Raw genomic sequence first — 26,559 nt, 5'->3', positions numbered from 1 at the left:
TGCCGGGTACCCGCACCGATGCGTCTCCGTGACGCCAGGACAACTCAACGCCAGCACGACACCCGAAAGAGGCATTCGTCGCACCATGACTTCCGTGGGAGAGGCAATGGACACCGCCACCGCCGTGACCGGGTCTGACGCACCGCTCGTCGAGGAGAGCGCGCGCGCCGGGACGACGTCCGAGCCGGAGCCGGCGGTAGTGGACCCGCGGTCCGTGGCTCCTCGGGACGCCCGTGAGTTGTCCCGCCAGTTCTTCCGCCGGCTGGCGGAGCTGGAGGAGGGCACGCACGAGTACCAGTACGCGCGCAACACGCTCATCGAGATGAACATCTCGCTGGTGCGCTTCGCGGCCGGCCGGTTCCGGGGCCGCGGGGACGACATGGAGGACATCGTCCAGACCGGGATGATCGGCCTGATCAAGGCGATCGACCGGTTCGACCTGTCCCGCGAGGTCGAGTTCACCTCGTTCGCGCTGCCGTACATCGTGGGTGAGATCAAGCGGTTCTTCCGGGACACCACCTGGGCGGTGCACGTCCCGCGCCGGCTCCAGGAACTGCGGGTGGAGCTGGCCAAGGCGCGCGAGGAACTGGCCAGCCGGCTGGACCGCGAGCCGACGGTGGCGGAGCTGGCCACGCTGATGAACATCTCCGAGGACCAGGTCATCGAGGGCCAGATCGCCGCCAACGGCTACAACTCCTCGTCGCTGGACGCCGCCCTCACCGGGGACGGCCCCGAGGACGGCGAGGCGGTGCTGGCCGACTTCATCGGCGTCGAGGAGCACGGGCTGCGGCTCGTCGAGGACTTCCAGTCGCTGGCGCCGCTCATGGCCGAGCTGGACGAGCGCGACCGGCGGATCCTGCACATGCGGTTCGTGGAGGAGGCCACCCAGGCCGAGATCGGTGAACAGCTCGGCTGCTCGCAGATGCATGTGTCGCGGCTGCTGAAGCGGATCATCGTACGGCTGCGGGAAGGCATGCTCGGCGAACTGGACCGCGTGTGAAGGCTTGACGCCGGGACCCGGCCCCGCTCGCGGGGCCGGCTCACCCGTAGGTGTAGCGCGATTCACCCGTCCGCCAGCGCGACGACCGCCCACACCCGCTTGCCGACCGGCACCCGCTCGACGGCGACGCGGTCGGCCAGCGCGTGGACGATCTCCAGGCCGTGTCTGCCGATGCGTTCCGGGTCCCGGGGGAAGCGCCGGGGCAGGGCGTCGCTGCTGTCGTAGACGGAGACCGTCACGGACCCGTCGGTGCCCGAGAGGTCGAGGATGTAGGGCCCCTCGCTGTGCCGGTCCGCGTTGGTGACCAGTTCGCTGACCACCAGCAGCAGGGCCTCCTCGGCGCGCGCGCCGATCGCCGCGCACCACTCGGTCCTGAGCTGGTTCACGAACTGCGCGGCGAACTCCCGCGCCTCCGCGATGCATCCGGGTTCACCGGTGTAGTGCGCCGTCCGCCGAAGCGGTTCCACGGGCACGTCGATACTCGTTGGTACGACCGTGCCGTCCCGGTGCTCGATCATGCTGTCTCTCTCCCACGCCGGCCTGGCCGGATACTGCTGCACCAGTCCTCGTACCCCGAGTCGCGCGGCACAGTCCCCGGTGCAGTGGGCGTCACACCGAGGGGACGGAGGTGCCCGGTACCGGCAGGCTCGTCGGCGGCGTCGACTGGGTGATCGAGTCCGGGACGTCCGGCACGGAGGTGGAGGCCGGAGGGGACTGCGGAGGTTCGGACGTGGAGGTGTCGGGGGACGTGGGCGGGCTGGGCGGTGGCGGGGTCGGCGACGAGTCCGGACGCGGCGAGCTCTCGGACGACGGCTTCTCACCCGTGGGCGAGCCGGTGTCCGGCGACGGCGGCCGCGGGGAGATGTCCGTCGGCGTGGGCGGGATTTTCGGCGGCTTGGTCGGTACGTCCCGGTCGCCGTCGTCGCCGCGGGCGCGGGCGACCCAGCCGCCGTTCTCGATGTCGCGGAGCACGAAGGTCTTCACGGGCTCGGCGGCGGGCAGGATCACGATGACCTTCGCGGGGTCGAACGACGGCCAGGAGTCGCCGATCCGCTCGTAGCCGGTGTGCTGCTGGAGCGGGTTGGTCAGCGGGTTGCCGCAGGCGCAGCGCACGCGCGGCAGCCCGCGGTCGTTGACGAGGACCGCCGTGCCGGACTGGAGGATCGCCTGGTACGGGTCGGCCTCGCCGTCGCGGTAGCCGTGGTTGGTGACGCGGGTGTCCATGCGCAGCAGCACCGGTGTGAGGCCGCGGAGATAGGCGGGGACGTCGTCCGGGTCCAGCTTCAACGCGGCGGCGAACGCCCGGTTCCGGTCCGGGTTCTCCCGCAGGTAGGTGATCTGCAGCTCGACGTCGCAGGCGGCCACGTCGCGGGTGCCGCCGTAGACGCCGGGCGTGCCGCCGTTGTAGCCCCGCACCCTGTTCTCACCGGCGGTCACGGTCTCCGACGGGGTGAGCGCGGTGGTCGGCGGCGTCGTCGGGGTGGCCGGCGAGGTGCTGGTCCCCTGTGCCGTCGAGTCGGTGAAGGGGTCGGGGCCCCGGCTGTTCGCGGCCTGGAGGAAGACCTCGCGGCTGCCGCCGGTGCCGCTGTCGCCGCGGGTGAGCAGGACGCCGACGGTGGCGAGCGCGGCCACGACCACGGCGATCGTCGCGACCCGCGGTACGGACTTCCACCAGGGCCGGCCGGGTTCGCGGGGTTCGTGGTCCGGCGCCGGGCCCCGGCCCGGAGGTGGGGGCGGGGGCGGGGGCGGCGGACCGGAGGGTGGCTGTGCGCGGCCGGACAGGGGGCCGGACGGCGGCCCGGTGGGGCGACCGGAGTTCGGCGGTTCGACGCTCACGAGCTGTGCTCCCGTCGTGGAGTGCCGGCGGCCCGGAGTCTTGCGTTCGGCCGCTTTTCGTGCCCCTTGTGACCATTGTGTGCTCCGGTGCGCCACGGCCCGCAAGCCGACGCGGACGGCTCTCCCGGCGGGCGAGGGCGCCGTGTGCTGATTAGCGTGGCCATGTGAGCCTGCGTATCTCCGTCGGCCAGGCCGTCGCCCTCCGCGGGTGGGTTCGGGCGCTGGCCGTGACCCTCGCCGGGGCGCTCGCCATGGCCGTCGTCGCAGCGCTGGGCCTGTGGGCGGCCGGGGCCACCGACGTGCCCGACGGCGCCTATCCCAAGGTGGTCGCGGCGACGGTGGTGACCGCCGTCGGCGGCAGTGTCGAGTTGTCCGGGAGCGCCGGTGAACTGGCGGGTGTCGAGGGCGGCCTGACGGTGATTCCGCTGTCCGTGACGCTCGTCGGCGCGCTGGTGTTCGCCGCCGGCTTCCTGTGGCCGCTGCGGCACCGGGCCGTCGCCGGGGCCGGGGAACTGCTGGGCTGGGCGGCGCGGATCGCCGTGCTGTGGCTGCTGGCCCTGCTCGGGCTGGCCCTCGCGGCCCGGCACACCTTCACCATCTCCCTCGGCGAGGGCGCGATCAGCGACATCGGCGAGCTGTTCGGCATCGAACCGAAGGTGGGCTTCACCACCGATGTGCCGGTGACCCTGGTGTTCGGGTTGCTGTGGCTGGCCGGGGTGCTGGTGCTGGCGCTGCTGGTGTCGCGCGGGGCGCCGCTGCCGGGGCGGCTGCTGCGGTTCCAGCAGTCGGTGCGTCCGGCGGCGTACGCGATGGTCGTGCTGCTGCTGGCGTACGTGGTGCTGGGCATCTTGATCGGCCTGGTCGTCGCGGTGACGCGGGGGCACGCGGCGGAGACGCTGGCGGTGATCCTGCTGGGGGTGCCGAACCTGACGTGGCTGGCGCTCACCATCGGACTGGGCGCCACCTGGGACGGCCATGTGGAGGGGCCGTTCGGGCTGCCGATGCCGAACGTGCTGGACCAGGTGATGCGCTCCGCGGACGTCAGCACCGTCAACCTGGGCACGCTGTCCGAACACGACGGCCGGGTGTGGTGGCTGGTGGTGGTGGACGCGGTGCTGCTGATCGCGGCCGCGTTCGTGATGGCGGCCCGCTCCCCCGCGCGGGTGCGCGCCTGGCAGCACGCGCTGCACATGGCGGTCGCGCTCGCCCTCACCGTTCTCATGATCTGCCTGGTCTGCCGGATCGACGCCGCCTTCGGCCTGTCGGTGCTGGGCATCGGCGACCTGGGCGGCGAGCTCTCCGGTGAGCTGTTCCTGCATCCGCGCCTGTGGGGCGCGCTGGGACTCGCCCTGCTGTGGGGGCTGGTCACCGGTTTCCTCGGCGCGCTCCTCGCCCGCCGGGTGCACCGGCACGGCGAGGTCCCGGACGACGTCTAGCCCGGCTGTGCCCTGGGCGTCCGGTCAACGACGTCTAACCCGGCGTCCGGTCGCGGTGTCCGAACACCGGGTCGGCCCAGGCGGGCGGCAGCTTGGGCCTGCGGCCCGGCTGGGCGGCCTCGGGTGCGGAGTCCGGTGCGGGCCGTGCTTCCACGGCGGTGGCCGGGCGCCTGGCCTCGGGGCGGCCGCTGAGCGCGCCGCGCAAGGCGGCGACGAAGGAGAGGCAGGAGTCGTACCGGTCGTCGGGGCTCTTGGCGAGGGCGCGGGCGAACACGGTGTCGACGCTGGACGGGAGGTCGGGGCGGGACTCGGTGAGCGGGGGCGGTTCGTCGTGCTGGTGGGCCCAGAGCAGGGCCATGTCGTCGTCGCGCAGGAACGGCGGGCGGCCCGCCAGGGTCTCGTAGGCGACGCAGGCGAAGCCGTAGACGTCGCAGCGGCCGTCGACGGGGCGTCCGGAGATCTGCTCGGGGGCGACGTAGTCGAGGGTGCCGACGAACTGGCCGACCGTGGTGAAGCCGGTCAGCGACAGCGACTTCTTGGTGAGGCCGAAGTCGGTGAGGTAGGCGTGCTCCGGGTGCTCGCTGTCGGTGCCGCGGGCGATCAGGATGTTGCCGGGTTTGACGTCCCGGTGGACCAGCCCGTGCTCGTGGGCGGCGTCCAGCGCGGAGGCCACCTGGACGGCGATGCGGGCGGCGGTCGGCGACGGCAGCGGGCCCTCCCGGTCGAGCAGGTGCCGCAGATCGCTGCCCTCGACGTAGCGCATGGCGATGTACAGCACGCCGTCCGTCTCGCCCGCCTCGAAGATCGGCACGATGTGCGGGTGGTCGATCGCGGCGGCCACCCGGGACTCGTGGGTGAAGCGTTTGCGGAAGGTGTCGTTGCGGGCGAGTTCGGGGGCGAGCAGCTTCAGCGCGACGGTGCGGTCCAGCCGCAGGTCCCGCGCCCGGTAGACGACGGCCATGCCGCCGCGGCCGATCTCGCGCTCGATGCGGTATCCCGCGACCTGCCGGCCGATCAGCTCGGCGGGGCGTCCGGAGAACGCGGTGGTGTCGCGCGCCATCACCGTTCACCGTCGCGGGTGACCAGGCGGGTGCGGACGTACCCCGGGTCGTCCTCCGAGGACCGCGGGGACTGCCGGGCCTGCGGGCCCTCGTCCACCGCGTAGGTGTCCAGGTGGGTGCCGTCGCAGTACGCCCAGCGCTCCCGCTCGCCGTCGTACAGCCACATCGACTCGCCGTCGACGACCACGCCGATCCGCAGGCCGCGGGTGCGGTCCCGGAACGACTCGGCGTCCAGGTCGCCGGCCGTCAGTTCGTCGACGGCGGCCCGGTAGCGGGCGACGGCCTGTTCGGCGCGGGCCAGCAGCGGGCGGGGGTCGGCGCCGGGGCTGAGCCGGCGCTGCTCGGTGGGCGGGTCCTGCGGTACGGCGACCAGCCGGCGGCCGTCGACCCAGGCGGACCAGCCGTTGGCGCACCGGATCCGGCCCCAGTCGCCGCGCCGCTCGGTGAGCTGGACCGGCAGCAGCGGGTCGAGGGGCACGGTGGGCCGGTCGAAGTCGGGGGTCTCCCAGGCGGCCATGCCGTGCCCGGGGACCACGTGTGTGGGCCGGAAGCCGGGGGCGGTCATCGTCGGCGCCTACTTCCGCATCACGGCGGGTTCGCGGCGCCGCAGCAGACGGGACACCACCCAGCCGAAGATGAGCGACAGGACGAGCAGCATGCCCATGTTGCGCAGCCACACGTCCGCCGTGTGGGCGAAGAGCGGGTCGCTGCTCAGATCGCCGGGCGAGAGCCGCCCGAGGTCGAGGGTGCCGGCCATCGCGGCGAACCCCCAGCGGGACGGCACCAGCCAGGCCAGCTGCTCCAGCACGAGCACGCCGTCGACGTGGAGCATGGCGCCGCAGAAGACGACCTGGACGATGGCGAGCAGCACCAGCAGCGGCATGGTCACCTCCTCCTTGCGGACGAGCGCGGAGACCAGCAGGCCGAGCATCATCGCGCTGAAGGCGAGCAGCGCGACGGCGATGGTGATCTCGATCAGGGGTGGCATGAGCACGCCGTCGCCGCCGGGCACGTTGAGGTCCACGCCGACCAGCGCGACCAGCGTCAGCACCACCGCCTGGAGCACGGTGACCGTGCCGAGCACGACCACCTTGGACATCAGGTACGCCGATCTGGACAGGCCCACTGCGCGCTCCCGCTGGTAGATCACCCGCTCCTTGACGAGTTCGCGCACCGCGTTCGCGGCGCCCGTGAGGACCGCGCCGACGCACAGGATGAGCAGGGTGTTCATGGCGGACTTACGGGTCAGCTCGCCGCCCGCGAGGGCCCGTGCCATCGCGCCCATCACGAACGGCAGCGCGATCATGATGGCGAGGAAGGTGCGGTCGGCGGCGAGCGCGGCGGTGTAGCGGCGGATGAGGGTGCCGAGCTGGGCAGCCCAGCCGCGGGGCCTGGGTGGCGGGCCCATGATGACGGGGCTCTGGCGGGGCAGCTGGGGCTGGGTGCCGGCTTCGGTGACGTACCGCCGGTGGAAGGGCGAGTCGCGGTACTCCCCCGCCCAGTCCCGGTCGCGGTCCTGTTCGAACGCCTCGAAGGCCTCCGGCCACTGCTCGAAGCCGAAGAAGGCGAGCGCGTCGCCGGGCGGGCCGTAGTAGGCGACCCTGCCGCCGGGGGCGAGGACGAGGAGGCGGTCGCAGACGTCCAGGCTGAGCACGCTGTGGGTGACGACGATGACGGTCCGGCCGTCGTCGGCGAGGCCGCGCAGCATGTGCATCACCGAGCGGTCCATGCCGGGGTCGAGGCCGGAGGTCGGCTCGTCGAGGAAGAGCAGTGAGGGCCTGGTGAGCAGCTCCAGCGCCACGCTGACCCGTTTGCGCTGCCCGCCGGACAGGCTGTGCACGGGCTGCCCGGCCCGCTCCTGGAGGCCGAGTTCGCGGATCACCTCCTCGACCCGGGCCCGGCGTTCGGCCTTGGCGGTGTCCTGCGGGAAGCGCAGTTCGGCGGCGTAGGTCAGGGCGGCGCGGACGGTCAGCTGGGTGTGCAGGATGTCGTCCTGCGGGACGAGTCCGATGCGCTGCCGCAGTTCGGCGTAGTCGTGGTACAGGTCGCGGCCGTCGTAGAGGACGGTGCCGTGGTCGGCGGGCCGCTGGCCGGTGAGCGCGTTCATCAGGGTGGACTTGCCGGCGCCGCTCGGGCCGACCACGGCGAGCAGGCACTTCTCGCCCACCGGGAAGGACACGTGGTCCAGGAGGAGCTTGCGGCCCCGGTCGACGGCGACGGTGAGTTCCTGGACGTCGAGGGAGATCTCGCCGGTGTCGACGTACTGCTGGAGTTCGTCGCCGACGAGGCAGAAGTCGGAGTGGCCGATGCCCACGATGTCGCCGGGGCCGATGTCGGCCGCCCCGTCGACCAGCACGCCGTTGAGGTAGGTGCCGTTGTGGCTCTCGAGGTCGGCGATCTCGTACGTGCCGTCGGCGTGGATGCGCAGCTCGGCGTGGTGCCGGGAGACGATCAGGTCGTCGACGACCAGGTCGTTGTCGGCGGCACGGCCGATGCGGAAGGTGCGGGTGGGCAGCGGCCGTACGGAGGTGGGGTGCCGGAAGGTGCCGGTGAGGGCGGGCCGGGAGACCCCCGAGGGGCGTTCGGGCTCGGCGACGGTGAGGCCGGTGAGGATGGCGCGGGGCCCGTCGTCGGGGTTGCCGAAGTGGATGACGGTGCCGGGTCCGACGTTCCGGTCGTGCACGCGGCGCCCGTCGGCATAGGTGCCGTTGGTGCTGTGTTCGTCGTGCAGCGTCCAGTGGTCGGCGTCGGCGTGGAGCACCGCGTGGTGCCAGGAGACCCGGTCGTCGTCGAGGACGATGTCGCTGAGGGGGTCACGGCCTACGTGGTAGTCCCGAGCCGGGATCATCACCGTGACGCCCGTCTCGGTCTCCAGGACGAGTTCGGGTGCCGTGGAGTCGGCCTGCCGCTCCGCCATGCCAGCGATTCTACCGATTAGCCCACTCGTGTGCTTATCGTCCGCTTTTGCCCGGTATCCGGTCAGGCCACCGGCATCACCAGCGCCGGGATGGTCCGCTGCATCCGCAGGGCGTCGACGGACTCCGCCAGCAGCTCGTACTCGGTGGTGTCGTCCTGGACGGCGATCCGCACCAGCCGCCCGGCCGCCAACTCGTCGGCCATCAGCTCCTGCCGGTCCGCGTCGGCACACCAGGAGCGCAGCACGGCGGGCACGTCGGTCACGCTCTCGCCCACCGGTATCAGCGCGTTCGGCGGGTAGAGCTCACCGCCGGGCTGGGGGTCGAGCCGTTCGGCGATCCAGGTGGCGCGGTCCCGCAGCCACCACAGCGCGAGGGCCAGGGTGGGCGCCCGGTAGGTGCCCAACGGCACTCCGATGCGCTGCCCGTCGCAGGCGCCGTAGGCGGTGACATGGCACAGGAATTCGTCGTGCACGTTCTCCTCCCCCGCGCGGTGAACTGGCCCTGGCGTCGAGTATCTTCACTCTTGAACCACTGTCACCATGGCTTTCCGGCCAGTCTCCTGGCATATTCCGCCGCGTCGATTGGCCGGAATACGACGGCCCGCCGAGTTTCACGGCGGAAAAGGTGGACGTGGAATTGCCCGCGGGCCTGGACACAGGCCCGGACCAGGCAGCGGGGCCTCTCGGGTGCGGCCGGGGTCTGGCCGGAAAAGGGGCGCTAATTTCCGCACCCACGTATTGATCGAAAAGCCGGATGCCCGGAGACGGCGGCCGTCCCCGGGCATCGAAAAGATCCTTTACGCCGTGACGACCGCGTCGATACGGGCCAGCTCCTCCGCGTCGAAGTCGAGATTGCGGATTGCGGCGACGCTGTCCTCCAGCTGCCGCGGGCTGCTCGCGCCGACCAGCGCGGAGGTGACCCGGCCGCCGCGCAGCACCCAGGCGAGGGCCATCTGGGCGAGGGACTGGCCACGGGACTTGGCAATCTCGTCCAGCGCCCGCAGCTTGCCGACCAGCTCCTCGGTCAGCGCGTCCGAGTTCAGGAACGGGCTGTCGCTCGCGGCCCGCGAGTCCTCCGGGATGCCGTCGAGGTAGCGGGCGGTGAGCACGCCCTGCTCCAGCGGGGAGTAGGCGATGGAACCCACCGCCAGCTCGTCCAGCGCGTCCAGCAGGCCGTCCTCGGGGCGCCGGTCGAGCATCGAGTAGCGCGGCTGGTGGATCAGCAGCGGGGTGCCCAGCTCGCCGAGGATCCGGGCGGCCTCCCGGGTCTGCTCCGGGGAGTAGTTGGAGACGCCGACGTACAGCGCCTTGCCCTGCTGCACGGCGGAGTGCAGGGCCCCCATCGTCTCCTCCAGCGGAGTCTCCGGGTCCGGCCGGTGCGAGTAGAAGATGTCGACGTAGTCCAGGCCCATCCGCTTCAGGCTCTGGTCCAGCGACGACATCAGGTACTTCCGGGAGCCCCACTCGCCGTACGGGCCGGGCCACATCAGGTAGCCGGCCTTGGTGGAGATCACCAGCTCGTCGCGGTACGGCGCGAAGTCCGCCCTCAGTGCCTCGCCCAGCGCGGACTCGGCGGCGCCGGGCGGCGGGCCGTAGTTGTTGGCCAGGTCGAAGTGGGTGACACCGAGGTCGAAGGCGCGGCGCAGGATGGCGCGCTGGGTCTCGACCGGCCGGTCGGGGCCGAAGTTGTGCCACAGGCCGAGCGACAGCGCGGGGAGCTTCAGGCCGCTGCGGCCGGTGCGCCGGTAGGGCATGTCGGCGTAGCGGTCGGGGTGTGCGGTGTACAACGCGACTCCAGAGGGGTTGGCACACGGATGGCGGCTCCGGGACCGGAACCGTCCCCCCAACTCTGTCGTGACCTGCGGCCAGTGGTCCAACAGAAGAATCCGATGGAATTCAGCGACTACGCTTCTCGGTCATGGAACTGCGCCAGCTCAGGCACTTCCTCGCGGTCGCCGAGGACCAGCACTTCACCCGCGCGGCCGAACGGCTCATGGTGTCCCAGTCGGGCCTGTCGGCCTCCATCCGGGCGCTGGAGCGGGAGCTGCAGACCCCGCTGTTCGTGCGGACCACCCGCCGGGTGACGCTCACCGAGGCGGGCCGGGCGCTGCGCGTCGAGGCGGAACGCGTCCTCGCGCAGGTGCGGGCGGCGCACGAGGCGGTGGCCGCGGTGCAGGGCGTGCTGCGCGGCACGCTGGCGCTGGGCACCGAGCAGTGCATCGCCGGGGTGCCGGTGGCGGGGCTGCTCGCCGCGTTCCGGCGGCGCCATCCGGACGTGGAGGTCCGGCTGCGGCAGGCGGGCTCGGCGGCGCTGACCGAGGAGGTGGCCGCGGGGCGGCTGGACCTGGCGTTCGCGGTGGGGACGCCCGCGGACACCGAGCAGTTGCGGTCCGTGCGGCTGACCGGCGAGCCGATGACCGTGCTGTGCCATCCGAGCCATCCGCTGGCGGCGGCCGGGGCGGCCGTCACGCCGCAGGACGTCGGCGGGGAGGTGTTCGTCGACTTCCACCCGGACTGGGGGCCGCGCCGCACCACCGACGCCGCGTTCGCCGCCGCGGGCGTACGGCGGACCGTGGCGCTGGAGGTGAACGACGTGCACAGCCTGCTCGACCTGCTGGACGAGGACCTGGGCATCGCGGTCGTCCCGCACCACTTCCGGCACAAGCGCCCGTCGCTCACCGCGCTGCCGCTGAAGGGCACCGGCGAGGCCGCGTACGAGACGGTGGCCCTGCTGCCGCCGCCGGAGGCGACCAGTCCGGCCGCCCGGGCGCTGATGGCGCTGCTGGAGACGAGGGGCGCGTGAGCGGCGTCCGCGCGATGGTGGACGTATGCACGCGAAGGACATCCTCATCGACGGCTACGGCCGCATCCGGGAAGAAGTCCATGCCGCCGTCGAGGGCCTGACGGCCGACGAGCTGAACGCCCGGCCCGGCCCCGACGCCAACTCCGTCACCTGGCTGGTCTGGCATCTCACCCGGGTCCAGGACGATCACATCGCGGACGCCGCCGAGCTGGAACAGGTGTGGCTGACGCAGGACTGGGAGAAGCGCTTCGGCCTCGGGCTGCCGCGCCGGGACACCGGCTACGGGCACAGCTCCGCGAAGGTCGCCAAGGTCCGGGTGGACTCCCCCGGCCTGCTGACCGGGTACTACGACGCCGTGCACGAGCAGACGCTGTCCTTCGTGCGCGGGCTGACCGCCAAGGACCTCGAGCGCATCGTGGACGAGCGCTGGGATCCGCCGGTCAGCCTCGGCGTACGGCTGGTGAGCGTCCTGTCCGACGACCTTCAGCACGTCGGACAGGCCGCCTATGCGCGCGGGCTGGTTCAGAGCGCGGCGGCGTAGCCCGGCAGCACGACGTCGTCGATGAGGGCCTTGCGCTCGTCGAACGGGATGAACGCGCTCTTGACGGCGTTCACGGTCACCGTGCGCAGGTCCTCGACGGTCCAGCCCGCCTGCTCGACCAGCAGCGACATCTCGCGGGTCATGGTCGTCCCCGACACCAGACGGTTGTCGGTGTTGAGGGTGACCCGGAAGCCGAGGTCCTTGAGCGCGGTGATCGGGTGCTCGGCGATCGAGGTGGCGGCGCCGGTCTGCAGGTTGGAGGTGGGGCACATCTCCAGGGCGATCCGGCGGTCGCGGACCCAGCCGGCCAGCCGGCCGAGCTTGCCGTCGACGATGTCCTCGGTGATGCGCACGCCGTGGCCGATGCGCTGGGCCCCGCACACCTGGAGGGCCTGGTGGATGCTGGGCAGGCCGTGGGCCTCGCCGGCGTGGATGGTGAACGGCACGCTCTCGTGGCGCAGGTGGTCGAAGGCGGCGAGGTGGTCGGCGGGCGGGAAGCCGTCCTCGGCGCCGGCGATGTCGAAGCCGACGACGCCCGCGTCGCGGTAGGCGACGGCCAGGTCGGCGGTCTCCTTGGTGCGGTCGAACATCCGCATGCCGCACAGCAGGGTGCCGACGCGGACCGGGGTGCCGGCGGCCGCGGCCTTCGCCATCCCCGCCGCGAGGCCCTCCTGGACGGTCTCGACGACCTCGGCGAGCGTCAGACCGCCCTTGAGCATCAGCTCGGGGGCGTAGCGGACCTCGCCGTAGACGACGCCGTCCTCGGCCAGGTCGAGGACGTACTCCTCGGCGGTGCGCAGCAGGCCCTCGCGGGTCTGCATCACGGCGAGGGTGTGCTCGAAGGTGGCGATGTAGCGGACCAGGTCACCGGAGTTCGCGGCCTCGAAGTACCAGGCGGCCAGCTCGTCGGGGTCGTTCGTGGGCAGGCTGTGGCCGGCCTCCCGGGCCAGCTCCACGACGGTGGCGGGGCGCAGGCCGCCGTCGAGGTGGTCGTGCAGGACGGCCTTCGGGAGGCGGCGGAGGACGTCGGCGTCTATGCGCGTAGATGACATGTCTGGTGGTTCCTCGGCGGGTCGGTGAGTGGAGTTCGGGGTGAGTCAGGAGGCGGCTGGCTGGAGCAGGTCCCAGCGGTTGCCGTACAGGTCCTGGAAGACGGCGACCGTGCCGTACGGCTCGTGCCGGGGTTCCTCCAGGAAGGTCACGCCCGCGGCGCGCATCCGGGCGTGGTCGCGGGCGAAGTCGTCGGTGTGCAGGAAGAAGCCGACCCGCCCGCCGGTCTGGTCGCCGATCCGGCCGCGCTGGGCCTCGCCCTTGGCGCGGGCCAGCAGCAGGGCGGTGCCGGCACCTTCGGCCGCGGGCTCGACGACGACCCAGCGGGAGCCGTCCGGACGCGGGGCGTCCTCGGCGAGCCGGAATCCCAGTGCCTCGGTGTAGAAGCGGATCGCCTCGTCGTAGTCGTCGACGACGAGGGTGACCAGGGCGATGCGTCTCATCGAAGCCTTTCGGGAGGTGTGATTGACCGGAGAGGTTATACGTAAAACTTGGCGGATGCCAGTCCCGGGTGCCGCTCGGACAGCCGCCACCCGACGCCCCGCGGGCGCGGCAGTGTGCCGGGGGCGGGCCCCGACCTAGGCCCTGTCGTTTGGATCATCCCGGCGTCGCAGGATCTGGCACGCACATCTGCCGCGTTGTCGTCAGTCGCCGACGCGCCGCGTCGACTCCCTCCTCCGCCTTGCAGCTGCACGCACCAGACCCCGCTCGACCCGGCCAGGACGCACCGTCCCTCACAACCGGGCTGATCCAAACGACAGAGCCTAGGCCGAAAGCCCCGTACGGCACTCCGCCCCCGGTCCGACGTGGCGCCCGCGCCCTGCCGCTACCGTCGCCGCATGAAGATCACCAAGGCCCCGCGCACCCCCGCGCGACGCAAGCAGGACGTCCTGGACCGGCTGGAGCGGGAGCAGGACGTGTGGGTGGCGTCGGCGAGCGGTGACGGGACGCCGTGGCTGGTCGCGCTCTGGTTCCTGTGGGACGGGGAGACGGTGTGGCTGGCCACCCGGACGACCAACCCGACGGGCCGCAACCTGCGCGACGGCCGGCGGGTCCGGCTCGCGTTCGGGGACACGCAGGACGTGGTGCTGATCGACGGGGACGTGGAGACGTTCACGCGGGACGAGATGGCGGCCGCGACCGTGCGGGCCTACGTCGACAAGTACGGGTGGGATCCCGGCCGGGACGCGCCGTCGTACGCGTACTTCCGCGTCCGCCCGCGGGACGTGCAGGCCCTGCGCGGGGAGCACGAGATGGCGGGGCGGTATGTGATGCGGGACGGGGTGTGGACGGTCTGACGGCACGCGCGGGTGAACGGCCCGGCACCGCGCAGGTGTTGACGGCGAAAAGGTCTGCGACCCGGGCGTACCTCCGCACGACATTCTTTTCCCGCACGGTGGTTACCTGAGAGTAATTCCCGGTGGTTTGATGTGCGGCGCCACTCAGCCCCCTCACCCACAGGGAGACCCAGTGCCGTTCCCCACCGCGCGCCGCACCCCGGCCGCAGCCGTGCTCGCCCTCGCCCTCGCCACCGCCGGGCTCGCGGGCACGGCACCCACCGCCACGGCCGCCGAGCAGGCGCCGCCGGTGCGGGTCCTGTCGTACAACGTGTTCCTGTTCAGCAAGTCCCTCTACCCGAACTGGGGTCAGGACCACCGCGCCGCCGAGATCGCGAAGGCGCCGTTCTTCCACGGCAACGACGTGGTGGTGCTCCAGGAGGCGTTCGACAACTCCTCCTCGGACGCGCTGAAGCGGGCCGCCGCGGGGGCCTACCCGTACCAGACGCCGGTGGTCGGCCGCTCCAAGGACGGCTGGGACGCGACGGGCGGCGCCTATTCGGCGACGACGCCGGAGGACGGCGGGGTCACCGTGCTCAGCAGGTGGCCGATCCTGCGCAAGGAGCAGTACGTCTTCGAGGACGCGTGCGGGGCGGACTGGTGGTCCAACAAGGGCTTCGCGTACGTGGTGCTGAACGTGAACGGGGCCAGGGTGCACGTCGTGGGCACCCACGCCCAGTCGACCGACCCGGGCTGCGACGCCGGCGAGGCGGCCGCGACGCGCAGCCGGCAGTTCAAGGCGATCGACGCGTTCCTGGACGCGAAGAACATCCCGGCCAGCGAGCAGGTGCTGGTCGCCGGTGACCTGAACGTGGACTCGCACAGCGCCGAGTACGCCTCGATGCTCGCCGACGGCGGCCTGGCCGGCGCCGAGGCCCGCACCGGGCACCCGTACTCCTTCGACACCGAGGACAACTCCATCGCCCGCGACCGCTACCCCGACGACCCGCGCGAGGACCTCGACTACGTCCTGCACCGCGCGGGCCACGCACGTCCGGCGGTGTGGAAGAACGACGTGGTGAAGGAGACGTCGGCGCCCTGGACGGTGTCCAGTTGGGGCACGTCGTACACGTACACCAACCTGTCGGACCACTACCCGGTGACCGGCCACGCGGGCTGAGCGGCGGGGTCGTCGTGAGCGCGTCCTCGTCGAGCAGCAGGATCATGGGACATGCCATGATCGGCACGCAGTGTGCCCCGACGACGAGGATGCGCTTCCCATGCCTGTGCCCGCCGACCCGACGGTTCTCCGTCCGATGCCCGAGCAGCCGCGGGTGGTGCTGCTCAAGCCGCTGGTGAAGTCCCCGCTGATCGAGGTCGGAGAGTACTCCTACTACGACGACCCGGACGACCCGACCGCGTTCGAGACGCGCAACGTGCTCTACCACTACGGGCCGGAGAAGCTGGTCATCGGCAAGTTCTGCGCTCTGGGAACGGGCGTGCGGTTCATCATGAACGGCGCCAACCACCGGATGGACGGCCCCTCGACCTTCCCCTTCCCCACCATGGGCGGCTCGTGGGCCGAGCACTTCGACCTGTTGACCGGCCTGCCCAACCGCGGGGACACCGTCGTCGGCAACGACGTCTGGTTCGGCCACGGCACCACGGTGATGCCCGGTGTCCGGATCGGGCACGGCGCGATCATCGCCTCCGGTGCCGTGGTGACCGGCGACGTACCCGACTACGGCATCGTCGGCGGCAACCCGGCCCGCCTCATCCGCACCCGCTACGGCGCCGAGGACGTCGCCCGGCTGCTGGCGGTGGCCTGGTGGGACTGGCCGGCGGAGCACATCACCGAGCACGTGCGGGCGATCATGTCGGGCAGCATCGCCGATCTGGAGGCCGCCGCGCCGGGCAGGGCGGCCGGATCCGCCCCGTGACGTGCGGACCTCGGGCCCGGGGGCGCGGCGTGTGCGGCGGGGCCGGTAGGGGAACTCGGCGTGGCATGGTCGGGGACACGGACGACGACATCGCGGTGCGACGGCGAGGTTCGAGCGGTCACCGGGCGTCCGGGCACACGGCCGACGTACGGATCGAGGCATGGGGCGCCGATCGGGAGAGCTGCCTGCTGGAGGCCGTACGGGGCATGGTCGAGTGCTTCGTGGACGTGACCGGTGCGCATGCTACCTCCGTGGCACGGGTACGGCTGCCCGACGAGGGCGACGAGGAACTGCTGGCGGCCCTGCTGGACGAAGTGGTCTACCGGCTGGAGGTGCGCGGCGAGATCCCGGTGGACGTGGCCGCCGCCCCCGCCGACGGGGCGCTGGAGGTGCGGTTCGCCATGGCGGAGCTGAAGAGCGTGGAGATCACCGGGGCCGTGCCGAAGGCCGTCGCCTGGCACGAGCTGCGCATCCGGCCCGACGCGTACGGCTGGTCGTGCGCGGTGACGATCGACGTGTGAGCGGCGGGTCCGCCGGAGCAGCGCGAGGTTCTCAGCCCTTCACCACGCCCAACGGCACGAGCCGCGCCACGGTCCGGCACAGTCCCGCGCCCTCGCTGGCGGCGACCACCGCGCCGACGTCCTTGTACGCCTCCGGGGTCTCCTCGGACAGGCCCCGCCACGAGCGGGGGCGGACCGCGATGCCCGCGCGTTCCAGGCGGGCCCGCAGCTCTCTGCCGGTGACCGTGCGGGCGGCCTCGTGGCGGCTCATCCGGCGCCCGGCGCCATGGCAGGTGGAGGCGAAGGCGTCGCCGCCGGTGACCCCGGCGAGGACGTAGGAGGCCGTGCCCATGGTGCCGGGGATCAGCACCGGCTGGCCCGACTCGCGCAGATCGGCGGGCAGCTCGGGGTGGCCGGGCGGGAAGGCGCGGGTGGCGCCCTTGCGGTGCACGCACAGCGGGCGGGGCCGCCCGTCGACGTGGTGGGTCTCCAGTTTGGCCAGGTTGTGGGAGACGTCGTACACCAGGGAGAGGTGGGCGCCCGAGGCGCGGCGGAAGACCTTGCGGGCCGCGTACGAGAGCAACTGGCGGTTGGCGCGGCCGTAGTTGGCGGCGGCGGCCATCGCGCCGAGGTAGGCGCGGCCCTCCGGGGAGTCCACCGGGGTGCAGGCGAGTTGCCGGTCGGGGACGGTGATGCGGTAGCGGGCCATGGCGCGGTCCATCGCCCGGACGTGGTCGGTGCAGATCTGGTGGCCGAGGCCGCGCGATCCGCAGTGGATCATCACGCACACCTGTCCGGCGGTGATCCCGAAGGCCGCGGCGACCGTCTCGTCGTAGACCTCGGAGACCTCCTGCACCTCCAGGAAGTGGTTGGCGGAGCCGAGGCTGCCGACCTGGCCCAGGCCGCGTTCGCGGGCCCGCTCGCCGACCTCGCGCACCTCGGCGTCGTCGACCGCCCCGCCGTCCTCGCAGCGGAGCAGGTCGCGTTCCTCGCCGTACCCGTGGCCGACGGCGTAGCGGGCGCCGCCTTCGAGGATGCGGTCGAGTTCGCCGGGGCCGGGCCGCCACACCCCGCCGGGTCCGGCGCCGCGCGGGATCGCGCGGTCCAGTCCGTCCATGATCGCGCCGAGCGCCGGGGTGAGTTCGGTGCGGTCGCGGTCGGCGGCGAGCAGCCGCACCCCGCAGGAGATGTCGAAGCCGACGCCGCCCGGGGAGATCACCCCGCCCTCCTCGACGGCGGTCGCGGCGACGCCGCCGATGGGGAAGCCGTAGCCCCAGTGGATGTCGGGCATCGCGTAGGAGGCGCTGACGATCCCGGGCAGGGTGGCCACGTTGGCGACCTGTGCCAGGGACTGCCGGGCGTCGGCGAGCAGGTCGCGGGAGGCGAAGACCACGCCGGGCACCCGCATGGCGCCGTGCGGGTCGAGGCGGAAGCGGTGGGGGGTTTCCTCGACGAGTTCCATGGCTGGTTCCTCGCGGTCCGGGGTGCCGGGGGCGCGCCGGGTCACCGCCCCTTGCGGAGGAAGCGGCGCAGCCGGGTGAGCGGCCAGGTGTTGATCACGTCGTCCTTGGTGAGCCAGCCGCGCTGGGCGGTGCCCACGCCGTAGCGCAGGTTGTCCAGGTGGGGCACGGCGTGGGCGTCGCTGTCGACGGCGAACTTAACCCCGTGCCGCCGGGCCCGCAGGATGTCCTCGTCGCGCAGGTCGAGCCGGTCGGGGTGGGCGTTGATCTCGAGGGCGGTGCCGGTTCGGGCGCAGGCGGCGAAGACGGCGTCGAGGTCGGCGTCGATGCCGGGCCGCTTGCCGATGATCCGGGTGGTGGGGTGGCCGATGACGTTGACGTACGGGTTCTCGCAGGCCCGTACGACGCGGCGGGTCAGCGCCTCGCGGTCCTGGTTGAAGTGGGAGTGCACGGAGGCCACGCACAGGTCGAACCCGGCCAGGAAGCCGGCGGGCCAGTCGACTTCGCCGTCGGGTCCGATGTTCAGCTCGGCGCCGTGCAGCAGCCGCATCCCGCCCTGCTTTCCGGTGGCCTCGCGCCGGCCGTGCCGGTCGTAGGCGCCGTCCAGTTCGCGCATCTGCTCGCGCTGGGCGAGCATCCGCTCGTCGGTCATGCGCTGCATGGCCATGTCGGGGCCGTGGTCGGTGACGGCGTAGTAGGCGTAGCCGCGCGCGGCCGCCGCGGCGACCATCTCCTCCAGCGGGGCGAGGCCGTCGGTGAGGTCGGTGTGGGTGTGCAGGTCGCCCCGGACGTCCCGCTCGGTCACCAGCTCGGGGAGTTCGCCGTTCAGTCCGGCCTCGATCTCGCCGCGGTCCTCGCGCAGGGTGGGCGGGATCCACGGCAGGCCGAGCCGGTCGTACACGTCCTCCTCCGTCTCGGAGACGATCTTCTCGCCGCTCTCGGCGTCGAACAGCCCGTACTCGGAGAGTTTCAGGCCCTGGTGCACGGCCAGCTCGCGGGTGCGGATGTTGTGCGCCTTGGAGCCGGTGAAGTACTGCAGGGCCGCTCCCCAGGAGTCCGGCGGGACCACCCGCAGGTCGACGGCGAGCCCCTTCGCGGTGCGCACGGAGGTCTTGGTACGGCCCCGGGCGATGACCTCGGTGACGTACGGCAGCTCGGTGAACGCCCGGGTCACCGGTGCCGAGTCCTCGGCGGCGACCAGCACGTCGATGTCGCGGATGGTCTCGCGTACCCGGCGCAGGGAGCCCGCGTAGGCGCAGCGGCGGCAGCCGGTGGCGCCGGAGAGCTCGCCGACGATCGTCTCGGCGGCGTCCATGGCGATGTCGATGAGGACCCGGCCGCCCGCGGACTGGAGGAGGCCGATGCCGTGGAGGATGTTCTCCTCGGTCCGGGGGCCGAAGCCCTTCAGGTCGCGCAGGCGTTCGGCGTGGATGGCGTCGACGAGTTCGTCTACGGAGGCGATGCCCAGCTCCTCGTAGAGCACATGGGCCTTCCTCGGGCCGAGGGTGGGGATGGCCGTGAGGCGGCGCACGCCGGCGGGGATCTTCGCCCGCAGCTCCTCGACGGCGGGGACGGCGCCGGTGCGGAAGTACTCGACCACCTTCTCCGCGACCGACCGGCCGACGCCGGGGATCTCCTGGAGCCCCTTCACGTCGAGGCCGGACACATCGGCGTGGTGGCCGCCGATCGCCCGGGCGGCCTTCTCGTAGGCGCGTGCCTTGAACGCGTCCCCTCCGGTGATCGAGATCAGGTCCGCGTACTCGGAGAACAGCGCGGCGACCTCGTCGTTGGAACGAGCCACGCTTCCAGGGTAGGCGCGGCGGCGGCACTCATGCCGTCATCGCCATGTCGGCGGCGTCCCGGTAGCGCAGCACCACGCCGATGCCGTCCGTCAGGGGCACCCGGTCGGACGGCGGCACGATCAGCTCGGCTCCGGTGCGCACGGCGGCGGCGAGCAGCGCCGCGTCGGCCGGTTCCTCGTGGACGGAGAGCGTGCCGTACGCCTCCAGCTCCGCCGCCGACACGGCGATCTGCGTCGGATCGGAGCCCGTCCAGAGCCGGTCGGGCAGCCGCAGCGCGTCGGTGAGCAGCACCGCCCGCGCCTGCCGGCGCTGCAGGGCGGTGACGGCGGCGGCGACGCCCTCGGACTTCGGCCGGTGCCGGGCGCGTTGGGCGAAGAAGGTGTCCAGCTGGTGCTGGTCCGCCGACCTGAGCCGGCCGCGCAGCAGCCGGGCGAGGTGCGGGTGGGGCGTCTCGGGGCGCAGGGTCCCGGGCTCCTCGTCGACGGTGGTCAGCTTGTTCTGGAGGTGGATGGGCAGCCGGTTGACGAGCACACCGGACAGCCAGGGATCGCCCGCGTCACGGCAGACCAGGACCACCTCCGCCGCATGCCGGTCCGCCAGCTCGGTCAGCTCCCGGGCGAGGCGCGGGGCGGCCCGCTGCCAGTCCCCCACGGGGACCCGGCGGCTCAGTCGCGGCCCCGGCCGGACACGGCCGACGGGCCAGTGCGCGGTCTCGCAGGTGAGGAGGATGTGGGGGGTGGGGTCGGGGGCGCCGGGGGCGGTGTCGGCGTCGGGCTCCTCGTGAGGCGCGTATGTGTCGTACGTGCCGTACGTGCCGTACGTGCCGTCGTATCCGTCGAGTTCGTCCAGACCGTCGTACTCGTCGTGTCCGTCGTCGGGTGGGGGTTCCTCCTCCGGCGGCGGCTCCCGGCGCGTGATCGTGATCGCGGCGTACGGGATGTCCGGCGCGTGCCGGACGGCGAGCGGGAGGGCGTCGGGCAGGTCGTCGAAGCGGGCTCGGTCCTCGTCGGGCGGGTCGGGCAGGTCCGCCGCCAGGACGAGGTGTCCGTGCGCGGCGAACAGGGCCTGCCCCGGCGCGTCCGTCGTCCCCACGGCCGTCTCCAGTGCGGAGACGGTGGCCTGGTCGGCGCCCTGGGCGAGCAGGGTGTCGAGCACGGCGCCTGGGGCGCGCGAGCTGTCGAGGTAGGCGGTGGCCCAGGGGCCGGGGGTGGCGAAGAGCGGGTCGAGGAACGAGAGCTTCATGGTCGGCTCGGGGTGGTGGTGCCGTACGGTGTTCCGCGCCCGGACGAGTACCCCCACCCCCTGGCGCCATGCGACGCCCCTCGGCGGCGCCGGCCTGCCCCCGTCCCCCGGCCGGATCAGCTCAGCGGCTTCTCCAGCACCGCCTTGCGGTGGCTGAAGGTCTCGATGGAGTAGCGGCCGTGGTAGCTGCCCATGCCGCTCTCCCCCACCCCGCCGAACGGCAGGTCGGAGACGGTGAGATGGGCGAGGGGCAGACCGTGTCCGAGGCCGCCGGAGGAGGTCTCGGCGGCGATGCGGGCCCGGGTGTCTTCGGACTCCGAGAAGACGTACAGGGCGAGCGGCTTGTCACGGTCGTTGACGAAGGCGATCGCGTCGTCGAGCCCCGGCACGGTGACGATGGGCAGGATCGGCCCGAAGATCTCCTCCCCCATGACCGGCGACTCGGGGTCGACGTCGGCGAGGACGGTCGGCGCGATGTACTTGGCCGTACGGTCGCGGGCGCCGCCCACGACGACGCGGCCCGAGTCGAGCAGGCCGGCGAGCCGGTCGAAGTGGCGCTCGTTGACGATGCGGCCGTACTCGGGGGACGCGGACGGGTCGGTGCCGAAGAGGGCCTCGACCGAGCGGGCCAGCGCCGGTTCGAGGGCGGCGGCGGTCGCCGGGTCGGTGAGGACGTAGTCGGGGGCGACGCAGGTCTGGCCGGCGTTGAGGAACTTGCCGCGGACGAGACGGTCGGCGACGACGTCGAGGTCGGTGTCGCGGTCGACGAACGCCGGGGACTTGCCGCCGAGTTCCAGGGTGACCGGGGTGAGGTGCTCGGCGGCGGCGCGCATGACGATCCGGCCCACGGTGCCGTTGCCGGTGTAGAAGATGTGGTCGAAGCGCTCGGCGAGCAGCGCGGTGGTCTCCGGCACGCCGCCCTCGACGACCGCGACCGCCTCGGTGTCCAGGTAGGCGGTGACGAGGCGGGCCAGCACGGCGGAGGTGGCGGGCGCCAGCTCACTGGGCTTGGCGACGACGGCGTTGCCCGCGGCGAGGGCGCCGATCATGGGGGTGAGCAGGAGCTGCGCCGGATAGTTCCAAGGGGCGATCACCAGGACGACGCCGAGCGGGTCGTACTGCGTCCAGGCGCGGGCGTCGGCGCCGAGGTACGCGGGGACCGGGGCAGGCTCGGGGTGCAGCCAGCCGTCGAGGTGGTCCAGGGTGTGGTCGATCTCCCGGACGGTGAAGTCGATCTCCGTGCGGTACGCCTCGGTGCTGCTCTTGCCCAGGTCGGCGTGGAGGGCGGCGGCCAGCTCGGGGCCGTTCTCCGTGATCATGTCCCGCAGCCGGCGCAGCTGGGCGGTGCGCCATTCGACGGGCTTGGTACGGCCACTGCGGAAGGTCCGCCGAAGACGGGCGACGGTGTCGGCGGGCTTCTCGAACCGCTCGGACGGTTCGGACAGCTCGGACAGCTCGGACAGCTCGGACAGCTCGGACAGCTCGGACAGCTCGGACTGCTCGGGGCTGGGGTGGTTCACGGTGCCTCGCTGGGATGGACGCGGGCTGGTGGGCCCGGGGTGATGGTCAATGTCGATGTATACGCCAACCTTTCAGGTACCAAAATACATTCCGGCGGGAGCGGGTGACGAGGCCGGACACCAGGAGCGCCGGCGACGCGCCCGCCGCGGCAGCGCCTGACCCGGCAACGGTCAGGAGGCGTCGGACATTGGAGGGAACTCGGCTCCGGAAGCCCGAGCCGTGATCTCCCCCTGATTCCCATTGTGCTGGTCTATGTCCCGGTATCACCGGCACGCGCACGCGGCCGATCAGCGGAAGGGACATGTTCATGAGCCGAAGAAGGATCGGGACGGCGGACCGGAGCGGCAAGTGGCGGCTGCGGGCATGGTCCGCGCTCGGTGTGACGGGCCTCGTCGCAGGGCTCGCCTCCGGCATGCCGGCGTCGGCGGCGGACGATCCGCACGGAAAGCCCGCGGCACGACCCGTCGCGTGCCGCGGGCAGGTCTACGTCTCGTTCGGGACGCCGACCAACGTGTTCGCCAAAGCCGTCAGCAGCCGTGGAGCGGTCGAGTTCAAGCCGCTGTCGGCGCAGACGACCCTCTACAACGCCCTCGGACTGAACCCCCGCGACGGGTTCGTCTACGCGACCACGTTCGGCAGCGGGGGCAACATCCTGCTCCGGTTCGGCCGCGACGGAATCTCGCACCCGCTCGGCCCCATCGCCGGCCTGCCGCCCGCCCTCTACATCTCGGGCACGTTCGACGACGCCGGAAACTACTACGTCCTGGCCGACGACACCGGCGAGATCTACCGGATCGACGTCAGAAGCCGTTCCGTGACGGGAGTCGTCGACGTCCCGGAGCTGGCCGACCCGGAGCTCGACATCTTCGACATCGCCTTCCGCGACGGCTTCCTCTGGGGCTCGACCGACTCGGGCGCCATCACCCGGATCGACATCGCCGAGGAGAGCGTGGACTTCTTCCCCGGTGTCCTTCCGGGAGGCTCGGACTTCGGGGGCGTCTTCGTCCACGGCAACGGCGATCTCGGTCTCTTCCGCAACGCCGGGCAGCTCTTCCGGGTGCGCGTGCGGGACGCTGCCGGGTCCGACCCGCGTTTCACCGTCGTGTCGACGCAGACCGCGCCCGCGACGACGAACTTCGACGCCACCTCCTGCTTCCCGAAGTCGTCCGGCCACTGAGCGCGTCGGGACCGGGACGCCTCCCGGTCCCTTGTGTACAGGCTTGTGTACGGGCTCGGACCCGGAAGGCCTACGCGACGTTCTCCCGCGGCACGCACGCGTAGGTCACCCGGGACGGGCCCGTGCATCTCTTGTCGGACGACGACTGAACGCCCCGCGCCGCTCCCGCCGGTCGGCTCAGCTCACCGTGCGCCCGGCCGCGCCCCCGCGTCCCCGCCGTCCCGGCTCCGGGCGAGCCGTCCCGGCCACCAGGCGCGTGGCCCGATGTCCCGTACCAGCGCGGGCACCAGCAGGGACCGTACGACGAGGGTGTCGAGCAGCACGCCGAAGGCGACGATGAACGCGATCTGCGTGAGGAACGCCAGCGGGATCACCCCGAGGGCGGCGAAGGTCGCGGCGAGCACCACGCCGGCGGAGGTGATCACCCCGCCGGTGCTCACCAGGCCCCGCAGCACGCCCTGGCGGACGCCGTGCCGCAGGGACTCCTCGCGGACCCGGTCCATCAGGAAGATGTTGTAGTCGACGCCGAGGGCCACCAGGAAGACGAACCCGTACAGCGGCACGGACGGGTCGGTGCCGGTGAAGCCGAGCACGTGCTCGAAGACGAGCGCGGAGACTCCGAGGGTGGCGAGGAAGTTGAGCGCCACGGTCGCCACCAGCAGGGCCGGCATCAGCAGGGAGCGGAGCAGCACCGTGAGGATGACGAAGATGATCGCCAGCACCACGGGGACGATGAGGGACCGGTCCCGCTCGGCGGTCCGCAGGGTGTCGTACTGCTGCGCGGTGTAACCGCCGACCTCGGCGTCCGCGCCGGGCACCGCGTGCAGTGCCGTGCGCAGCCGGGCGACGGTGTCCTTGGCGGCGTCGCTGTCGGCGGCGGCCCGGAGCGTCACGTCGACGCGGACGCGGCCGTCGACGACGAGGGGCGCGCCGCCGGGGCGTCCGCTCTCGGTGGCTCCGGCCGCGGCGGCGACGCCCTCGGTGTCGCGTGCGGCGGCCAGGACCCGGGGCAGCCGGTCGGCGTCCGCGATGACCACGGTGGGGTTGCCGGAGCCGCCGGGGAAGTGCCGGCCGAGCGTGGCCTGGGCGGCGACGGAGGGCGCGTCGTTCACGAACGTCTCGTCGAGCGGTACGCCCTTGGAGGTGAGGGCGGGCGCGAACGCGGCGCAGGCGAGCAGGCCCGCGAGCGACAGCGCCCAGATCCGGCGCGGGGCCCGGTCGACCAGGGCCGCGACGCGCTGCCAGATCCCGGTGCCGCTGTTCGGGTCCTGTGCGGGGCGCGGCTTGGCGGGCCAGAAGGCGGCGCGGCCGAGCAGGGCGAGGACGGCGGGCAGGAAGGTGAGGGAGCTGAGGACGGCGCAGCCGATGCCGATGGCGCCGACCGGGCCGAGTGCCCGGTTGTTGGTGAGGTCGCTGATCAGCAGGGCGAGCAGGCCGAGGGCGACGGTGGCGGCGCTCGCCACGACGGCGCCCCAGGAGCGGCGTACGGCGGCGATGACGGCCGCGTACCGGTCGGCGCGGGCGGCCAGCTCCTCGCGGTAGCGGGCGGTGACGAGCAGCGCGTAGTCGGTGGCCGCGCCGATGACGAGGATCGAGAGGATGCCCTGCACCTGTCCGTCGACGCGCAGCACGTCGCGGTCGGCCAGCGCGTAGACGACGGCGCAGGCGAGTCCGAGCGCGAACACCGAGCCCAGGATGATCACCAGGGGCAGGAGCACGCTGCGGTAGACGAGCAGCAGGATGACGAGGACGGCGGCGAGCGCCACGCCGAGCAGCATCCCGTCGATGCCGGCGAAGGCGTCGGACAGGTCCGCCTGGGTCGCGGCGGGTCCGGCCAGCTGGACGGTGGTGCCGGGGACGCGCTCGGCGGCGGCACGGATGCGTTCGAGGGTGCCGGGGAGTTCGTCGGCGAGGTCGGGGCGCAGCGGCACGACACCGCGGAGGGCCTTGCCGTCGTCGGAGAGCAGGGCCGGGGAGACCTGGCCGGCGACGCCGGGCGCGTCGGCGAGTCCGGTGAGCGCGTCCGCGGCGGCTTCGCGCCGGTCCGCCAGGGGCGCGTTCCCGTCGTCGGTCCAGACGACGACGGCGGGCAGTGTCTCCTGCTGCCGGAAGGCGCGCTGTTCCGCGATGACCTCGGTGGATTCGGCGCTGCGCGGCAGGAAGGCGGCCTGGTCGTTGGTCGCGACCTCGCCGAGCCGGCCGGCGAAGGGGCCGAGGGTGCCGCCGATGCCGAGCCATACGGCGAGCAGCAGCAGGGGGACGAGCAGTCGGGCACGTCGGGGGCTGGGTGACATGTTCTCCGGGCTCCGCATGGGTGGACGGGCGCATGACGGTAGCTCAATAGAAAAGAATCTTAATCATTGAGCTATCCATGGCCCGTGATCGTAGACCACCTGACCTCTTCGTGGTGGAGGCGGGCCCCGGATGCGGCGGCTCGCCGGATGACTGACCGTGCGGCTCGCCCGTTCAGCGACCGTGCGGCTTGATCCCGGACAGTTCCTCGTTCAACGCGGCGAGGAAACGCAGTACCACGGCCAGTTCGTCCTGGTCGAAGCGGTCGGTGGCGGCCCGCGTCGCCTCCGCCAGCGGGCGGAAGTACACGCGGGCGGCCGGGCGGGCGTCGGCCGCGTAGTGCAGGTGGACCACCCGGCGGTCGGCGCTCTCCCGGACCCGGCGGATGTGACCGGCGCGTTCGAGCCGGTCCACGCATGCCGTCACGGCACCGGAGGTCAGGCCCAGGTGCTCCCGCAGCCGCCCCGGGGTCATCGGCTCCTCGGCGTCGAGGATCGCGGCGAGCGCGTGGACGTCCGTGGCGTGCAGCCCGTGGTCCCCGGCGAAGCCCTGCATCAGGCGGTTGAGTTCGCCGTTCAGCCGCCGCAGGTGGACGGCGAAGGAGGACAGGTCGGACCCCGCGGGGGGTTCCGGGCGGCTCGTCGGCTGCTCCCGGTCTTCTGCTGTGGCCACACGATCAGCCTATAGAAGGCGCGCCGGCCTCG

General features: G+C 72.6%; 24 protein-coding genes. 9 read left to right on the top strand and 15 right to left on the bottom strand.

Going from position 1 to position 26,559, the window contains the following annotated elements:
* The first annotated feature begins 106 nt into the window (after positions 1-106).
* Complete coding sequence (locus AMK31_RS29595; protein WP_073943755.1) at positions 107-1,000, top strand: RNA polymerase sigma factor SigF; 894 nt, start codon at positions 107-109, stop codon at positions 998-1,000.
* Positions 1,001-1,062: 62 nt separating this feature from the next.
* Here the strand turns inward: AMK31_RS29595 and AMK31_RS29590 are convergent, their stop codons facing one another.
* Both AMK31_RS29590 and AMK31_RS29585 read right to left on the bottom strand, forming a co-directional pair.
* Positions 1,063-1,518 carry an ATP-binding protein gene (locus tag AMK31_RS29590; protein ID WP_073943754.1) on the bottom strand — a complete coding sequence of 152 codons (456 nt, stop codon included), beginning with the start codon at positions 1,516-1,518 and terminating at the stop codon, positions 1,063-1,065.
* Positions 1,519-1,609: 91 nt separating this feature from the next.
* Positions 1,610-2,836, bottom strand: coding sequence for a DUF6777 domain-containing protein (locus AMK31_RS29585; RefSeq protein WP_073943753.1), 1,227 nt, complete (start codon positions 2,834-2,836; stop codon positions 1,610-1,612).
* A 164-nt stretch (positions 2,837-3,000) separates the two neighbouring features.
* Between AMK31_RS29585 and AMK31_RS29580 the strand changes: the two genes are divergently transcribed.
* Entirely contained in the window at positions 3,001-4,272 is a 1,272-nt protein-coding gene (locus AMK31_RS29580; RefSeq protein WP_073943752.1) for a streptophobe family protein, read from the top strand.
* A gap of 34 nt (positions 4,273-4,306) precedes the next feature.
* On the opposite strand, the gene AMK31_RS29575 is transcribed toward AMK31_RS29580, so the two are convergent.
* The 5 genes from AMK31_RS29575 to mgrA form a co-directional block, all read right to left on the bottom strand.
* Positions 4,307-5,332: a serine/threonine-protein kinase gene (locus tag AMK31_RS29575; RefSeq protein ID WP_073943751.1), complete on the bottom strand. Its 1,026-nt coding sequence runs from the start codon at positions 5,330-5,332 to the stop codon at positions 4,307-4,309.
* Entirely contained in the window at positions 5,332-5,898 is a 567-nt protein-coding gene (locus AMK31_RS29570) for a hypothetical protein (protein ID WP_073943750.1), read from the bottom strand. Before AMK31_RS29570 ends, AMK31_RS29575 begins: the two co-directional genes overlap by 1 nt.
* 9 nt (positions 5,899-5,907) lie before the next feature.
* Positions 5,908-8,250: an FHA domain-containing protein gene (locus AMK31_RS29565; RefSeq protein WP_073943749.1), complete on the bottom strand. Its 2,343-nt coding sequence runs from the start codon at positions 8,248-8,250 to the stop codon at positions 5,908-5,910.
* A gap of 62 nt (positions 8,251-8,312) precedes the next feature.
* The gene (locus AMK31_RS29560) at positions 8,313-8,723 is read right to left on the bottom strand and encodes a hypothetical protein (RefSeq protein ID WP_073943748.1); all 411 of its coding nucleotides are present in this window, start codon (positions 8,721-8,723) and stop codon (positions 8,313-8,315) included.
* A gap of 324 nt (positions 8,724-9,047) precedes the next feature.
* Positions 9,048-10,037 carry an L-glyceraldehyde 3-phosphate reductase gene (gene mgrA, locus AMK31_RS29555; RefSeq protein WP_073943747.1) on the bottom strand — a complete coding sequence of 330 codons (990 nt, stop codon included), beginning with the start codon at positions 10,035-10,037 and terminating at the stop codon, positions 9,048-9,050.
* Positions 10,038-10,168: 131 nt separating this feature from the next.
* Here mgrA and AMK31_RS29550 point away from each other — a divergent pair, with 131 nt between their 5' ends.
* Together AMK31_RS29550 and AMK31_RS29545 are read left to right on the top strand one after the other, a co-directional pair.
* On the top strand, positions 10,169-11,053 hold the full coding sequence (locus AMK31_RS29550; RefSeq protein ID WP_073943746.1) for a LysR family transcriptional regulator: 885 nt from the start codon (positions 10,169-10,171) through the stop codon (positions 11,051-11,053).
* A gap of 25 nt (positions 11,054-11,078) precedes the next feature.
* A complete protein-coding gene (locus AMK31_RS29545; RefSeq protein ID WP_073943745.1) occupies positions 11,079-11,594 on the top strand; it encodes a mycothiol transferase in 516 nt (171 codons plus the stop codon).
* Here AMK31_RS29545 and AMK31_RS29540 read toward each other — a convergent pair.
* Positions 11,576-12,646 carry an adenosine deaminase gene (locus tag AMK31_RS29540; RefSeq protein WP_073943744.1) on the bottom strand — a complete coding sequence of 357 codons (1,071 nt, stop codon included), beginning with the start codon at positions 12,644-12,646 and terminating at the stop codon, positions 11,576-11,578. The genes AMK31_RS29545 and AMK31_RS29540 overlap by 19 nt on opposite strands.
* Positions 12,647-12,691: 45 nt before the next feature.
* Positions 12,692-13,087 carry a VOC family protein gene (locus AMK31_RS29535; protein WP_073943743.1) on the bottom strand — a complete coding sequence of 132 codons (396 nt, stop codon included), beginning with the start codon at positions 13,085-13,087 and terminating at the stop codon, positions 12,692-12,694.
* Positions 13,088-13,483: 396 nt separating this feature from the next.
* Between AMK31_RS29535 and AMK31_RS29525 the strand changes: the two genes are divergently transcribed.
* The 4 genes from AMK31_RS29525 to AMK31_RS29510 all read left to right on the top strand — a co-directional run bounded on the left by AMK31_RS29525 (position 13,484) and on the right by AMK31_RS29510 (position 16,382).
* Positions 13,484-13,942 (top strand): pyridoxamine 5'-phosphate oxidase family protein, encoded by a 459-nt coding sequence (locus tag AMK31_RS29525; protein WP_073943741.1) that lies wholly within the window; start codon positions 13,484-13,486, stop codon positions 13,940-13,942.
* 172 nt (positions 13,943-14,114) lie between these two features.
* Positions 14,115-15,101 carry a sphingomyelin phosphodiesterase gene (sph, locus tag AMK31_RS29520; RefSeq protein WP_073943740.1) on the top strand — a complete coding sequence of 329 codons (987 nt, stop codon included), beginning with the start codon at positions 14,115-14,117 and terminating at the stop codon, positions 15,099-15,101.
* A 100-nt stretch (positions 15,102-15,201) separates the two neighbouring features.
* Positions 15,202-15,861, top strand: a complete 660-nt coding sequence (locus AMK31_RS29515) for a CatB-related O-acetyltransferase (RefSeq protein WP_079186979.1) — start codon at positions 15,202-15,204, stop codon at positions 15,859-15,861.
* Between the two features lie 65 nt (positions 15,862-15,926).
* Positions 15,927-16,382, top strand: a complete 456-nt coding sequence (locus AMK31_RS29510) for an archease (RefSeq protein ID WP_073943739.1) — start codon at positions 15,927-15,929, stop codon at positions 16,380-16,382.
* Positions 16,383-16,413: 31 nt separating this feature from the next.
* Here AMK31_RS29510 and AMK31_RS29505 read toward each other — a convergent pair whose 3' ends face one another.
* Genes AMK31_RS29505 through AMK31_RS29490 form a run of 4 tightly spaced genes read right to left on the bottom strand, consistent with a single transcriptional unit; the run spans position 16,414 to position 22,310 of the window.
* Entirely contained in the window at positions 16,414-17,823 is a 1,410-nt protein-coding gene (locus AMK31_RS29505; RefSeq protein WP_073943738.1) for an RtcB family protein, read from the bottom strand.
* A 41-nt stretch (positions 17,824-17,864) separates the two neighbouring features.
* Complete coding sequence (polX, locus tag AMK31_RS29500; RefSeq protein WP_073943737.1) at positions 17,865-19,622, bottom strand: DNA polymerase/3'-5' exonuclease PolX; 1,758 nt, start codon at positions 19,620-19,622, stop codon at positions 17,865-17,867.
* Between the two features lie 28 nt (positions 19,623-19,650).
* The gene (locus AMK31_RS40765) at positions 19,651-20,922 is read right to left on the bottom strand and encodes a baeRF2 domain-containing protein (protein ID WP_073943736.1); all 1,272 of its coding nucleotides are present in this window, start codon (positions 20,920-20,922) and stop codon (positions 19,651-19,653) included.
* A gap of 59 nt (positions 20,923-20,981) precedes the next feature.
* On the bottom strand, positions 20,982-22,310 hold the full coding sequence (locus tag AMK31_RS29490) for an aldehyde dehydrogenase family protein (RefSeq protein ID WP_073943949.1): 1,329 nt from the start codon (positions 22,308-22,310) through the stop codon (positions 20,982-20,984).
* 383 nt (positions 22,311-22,693) lie between these two features.
* On the opposite strand from AMK31_RS29490, the gene AMK31_RS29485 reads away from it, so the two are divergent.
* Positions 22,694-23,563, top strand: a complete 870-nt coding sequence (locus AMK31_RS29485; protein WP_143204266.1) for a DUF6923 family protein — start codon at positions 22,694-22,696, stop codon at positions 23,561-23,563.
* Between the two features lie 182 nt (positions 23,564-23,745).
* On the opposite strand, the gene AMK31_RS29480 is transcribed toward AMK31_RS29485, so the two are convergent.
* Together AMK31_RS29480 and AMK31_RS29475 are read right to left on the bottom strand one after the other, a co-directional pair.
* The gene (locus tag AMK31_RS29480) at positions 23,746-25,857 is read right to left on the bottom strand and encodes an MMPL family transporter (RefSeq protein ID WP_073943948.1); all 2,112 of its coding nucleotides are present in this window, start codon (positions 25,855-25,857) and stop codon (positions 23,746-23,748) included.
* Positions 25,858-26,029: 172 nt separating this feature from the next.
* The gene (locus tag AMK31_RS29475; RefSeq protein WP_073943734.1) at positions 26,030-26,527 is read right to left on the bottom strand and encodes a MarR family winged helix-turn-helix transcriptional regulator; all 498 of its coding nucleotides are present in this window, start codon (positions 26,525-26,527) and stop codon (positions 26,030-26,032) included.
* Positions 26,528-26,559: the final 32 nt, after the last annotated feature.

Source organism: Streptomyces sp. TSRI0107, assembly GCF_001905845.1.
Lineage (GTDB): Bacteria > Actinomycetota > Actinomycetes > Streptomycetales > Streptomycetaceae > Streptomyces.
The sequence above is the reverse complement of the archived record's forward strand: the minus strand, read 5'-3'. Positions and strand labels throughout refer to the sequence as shown.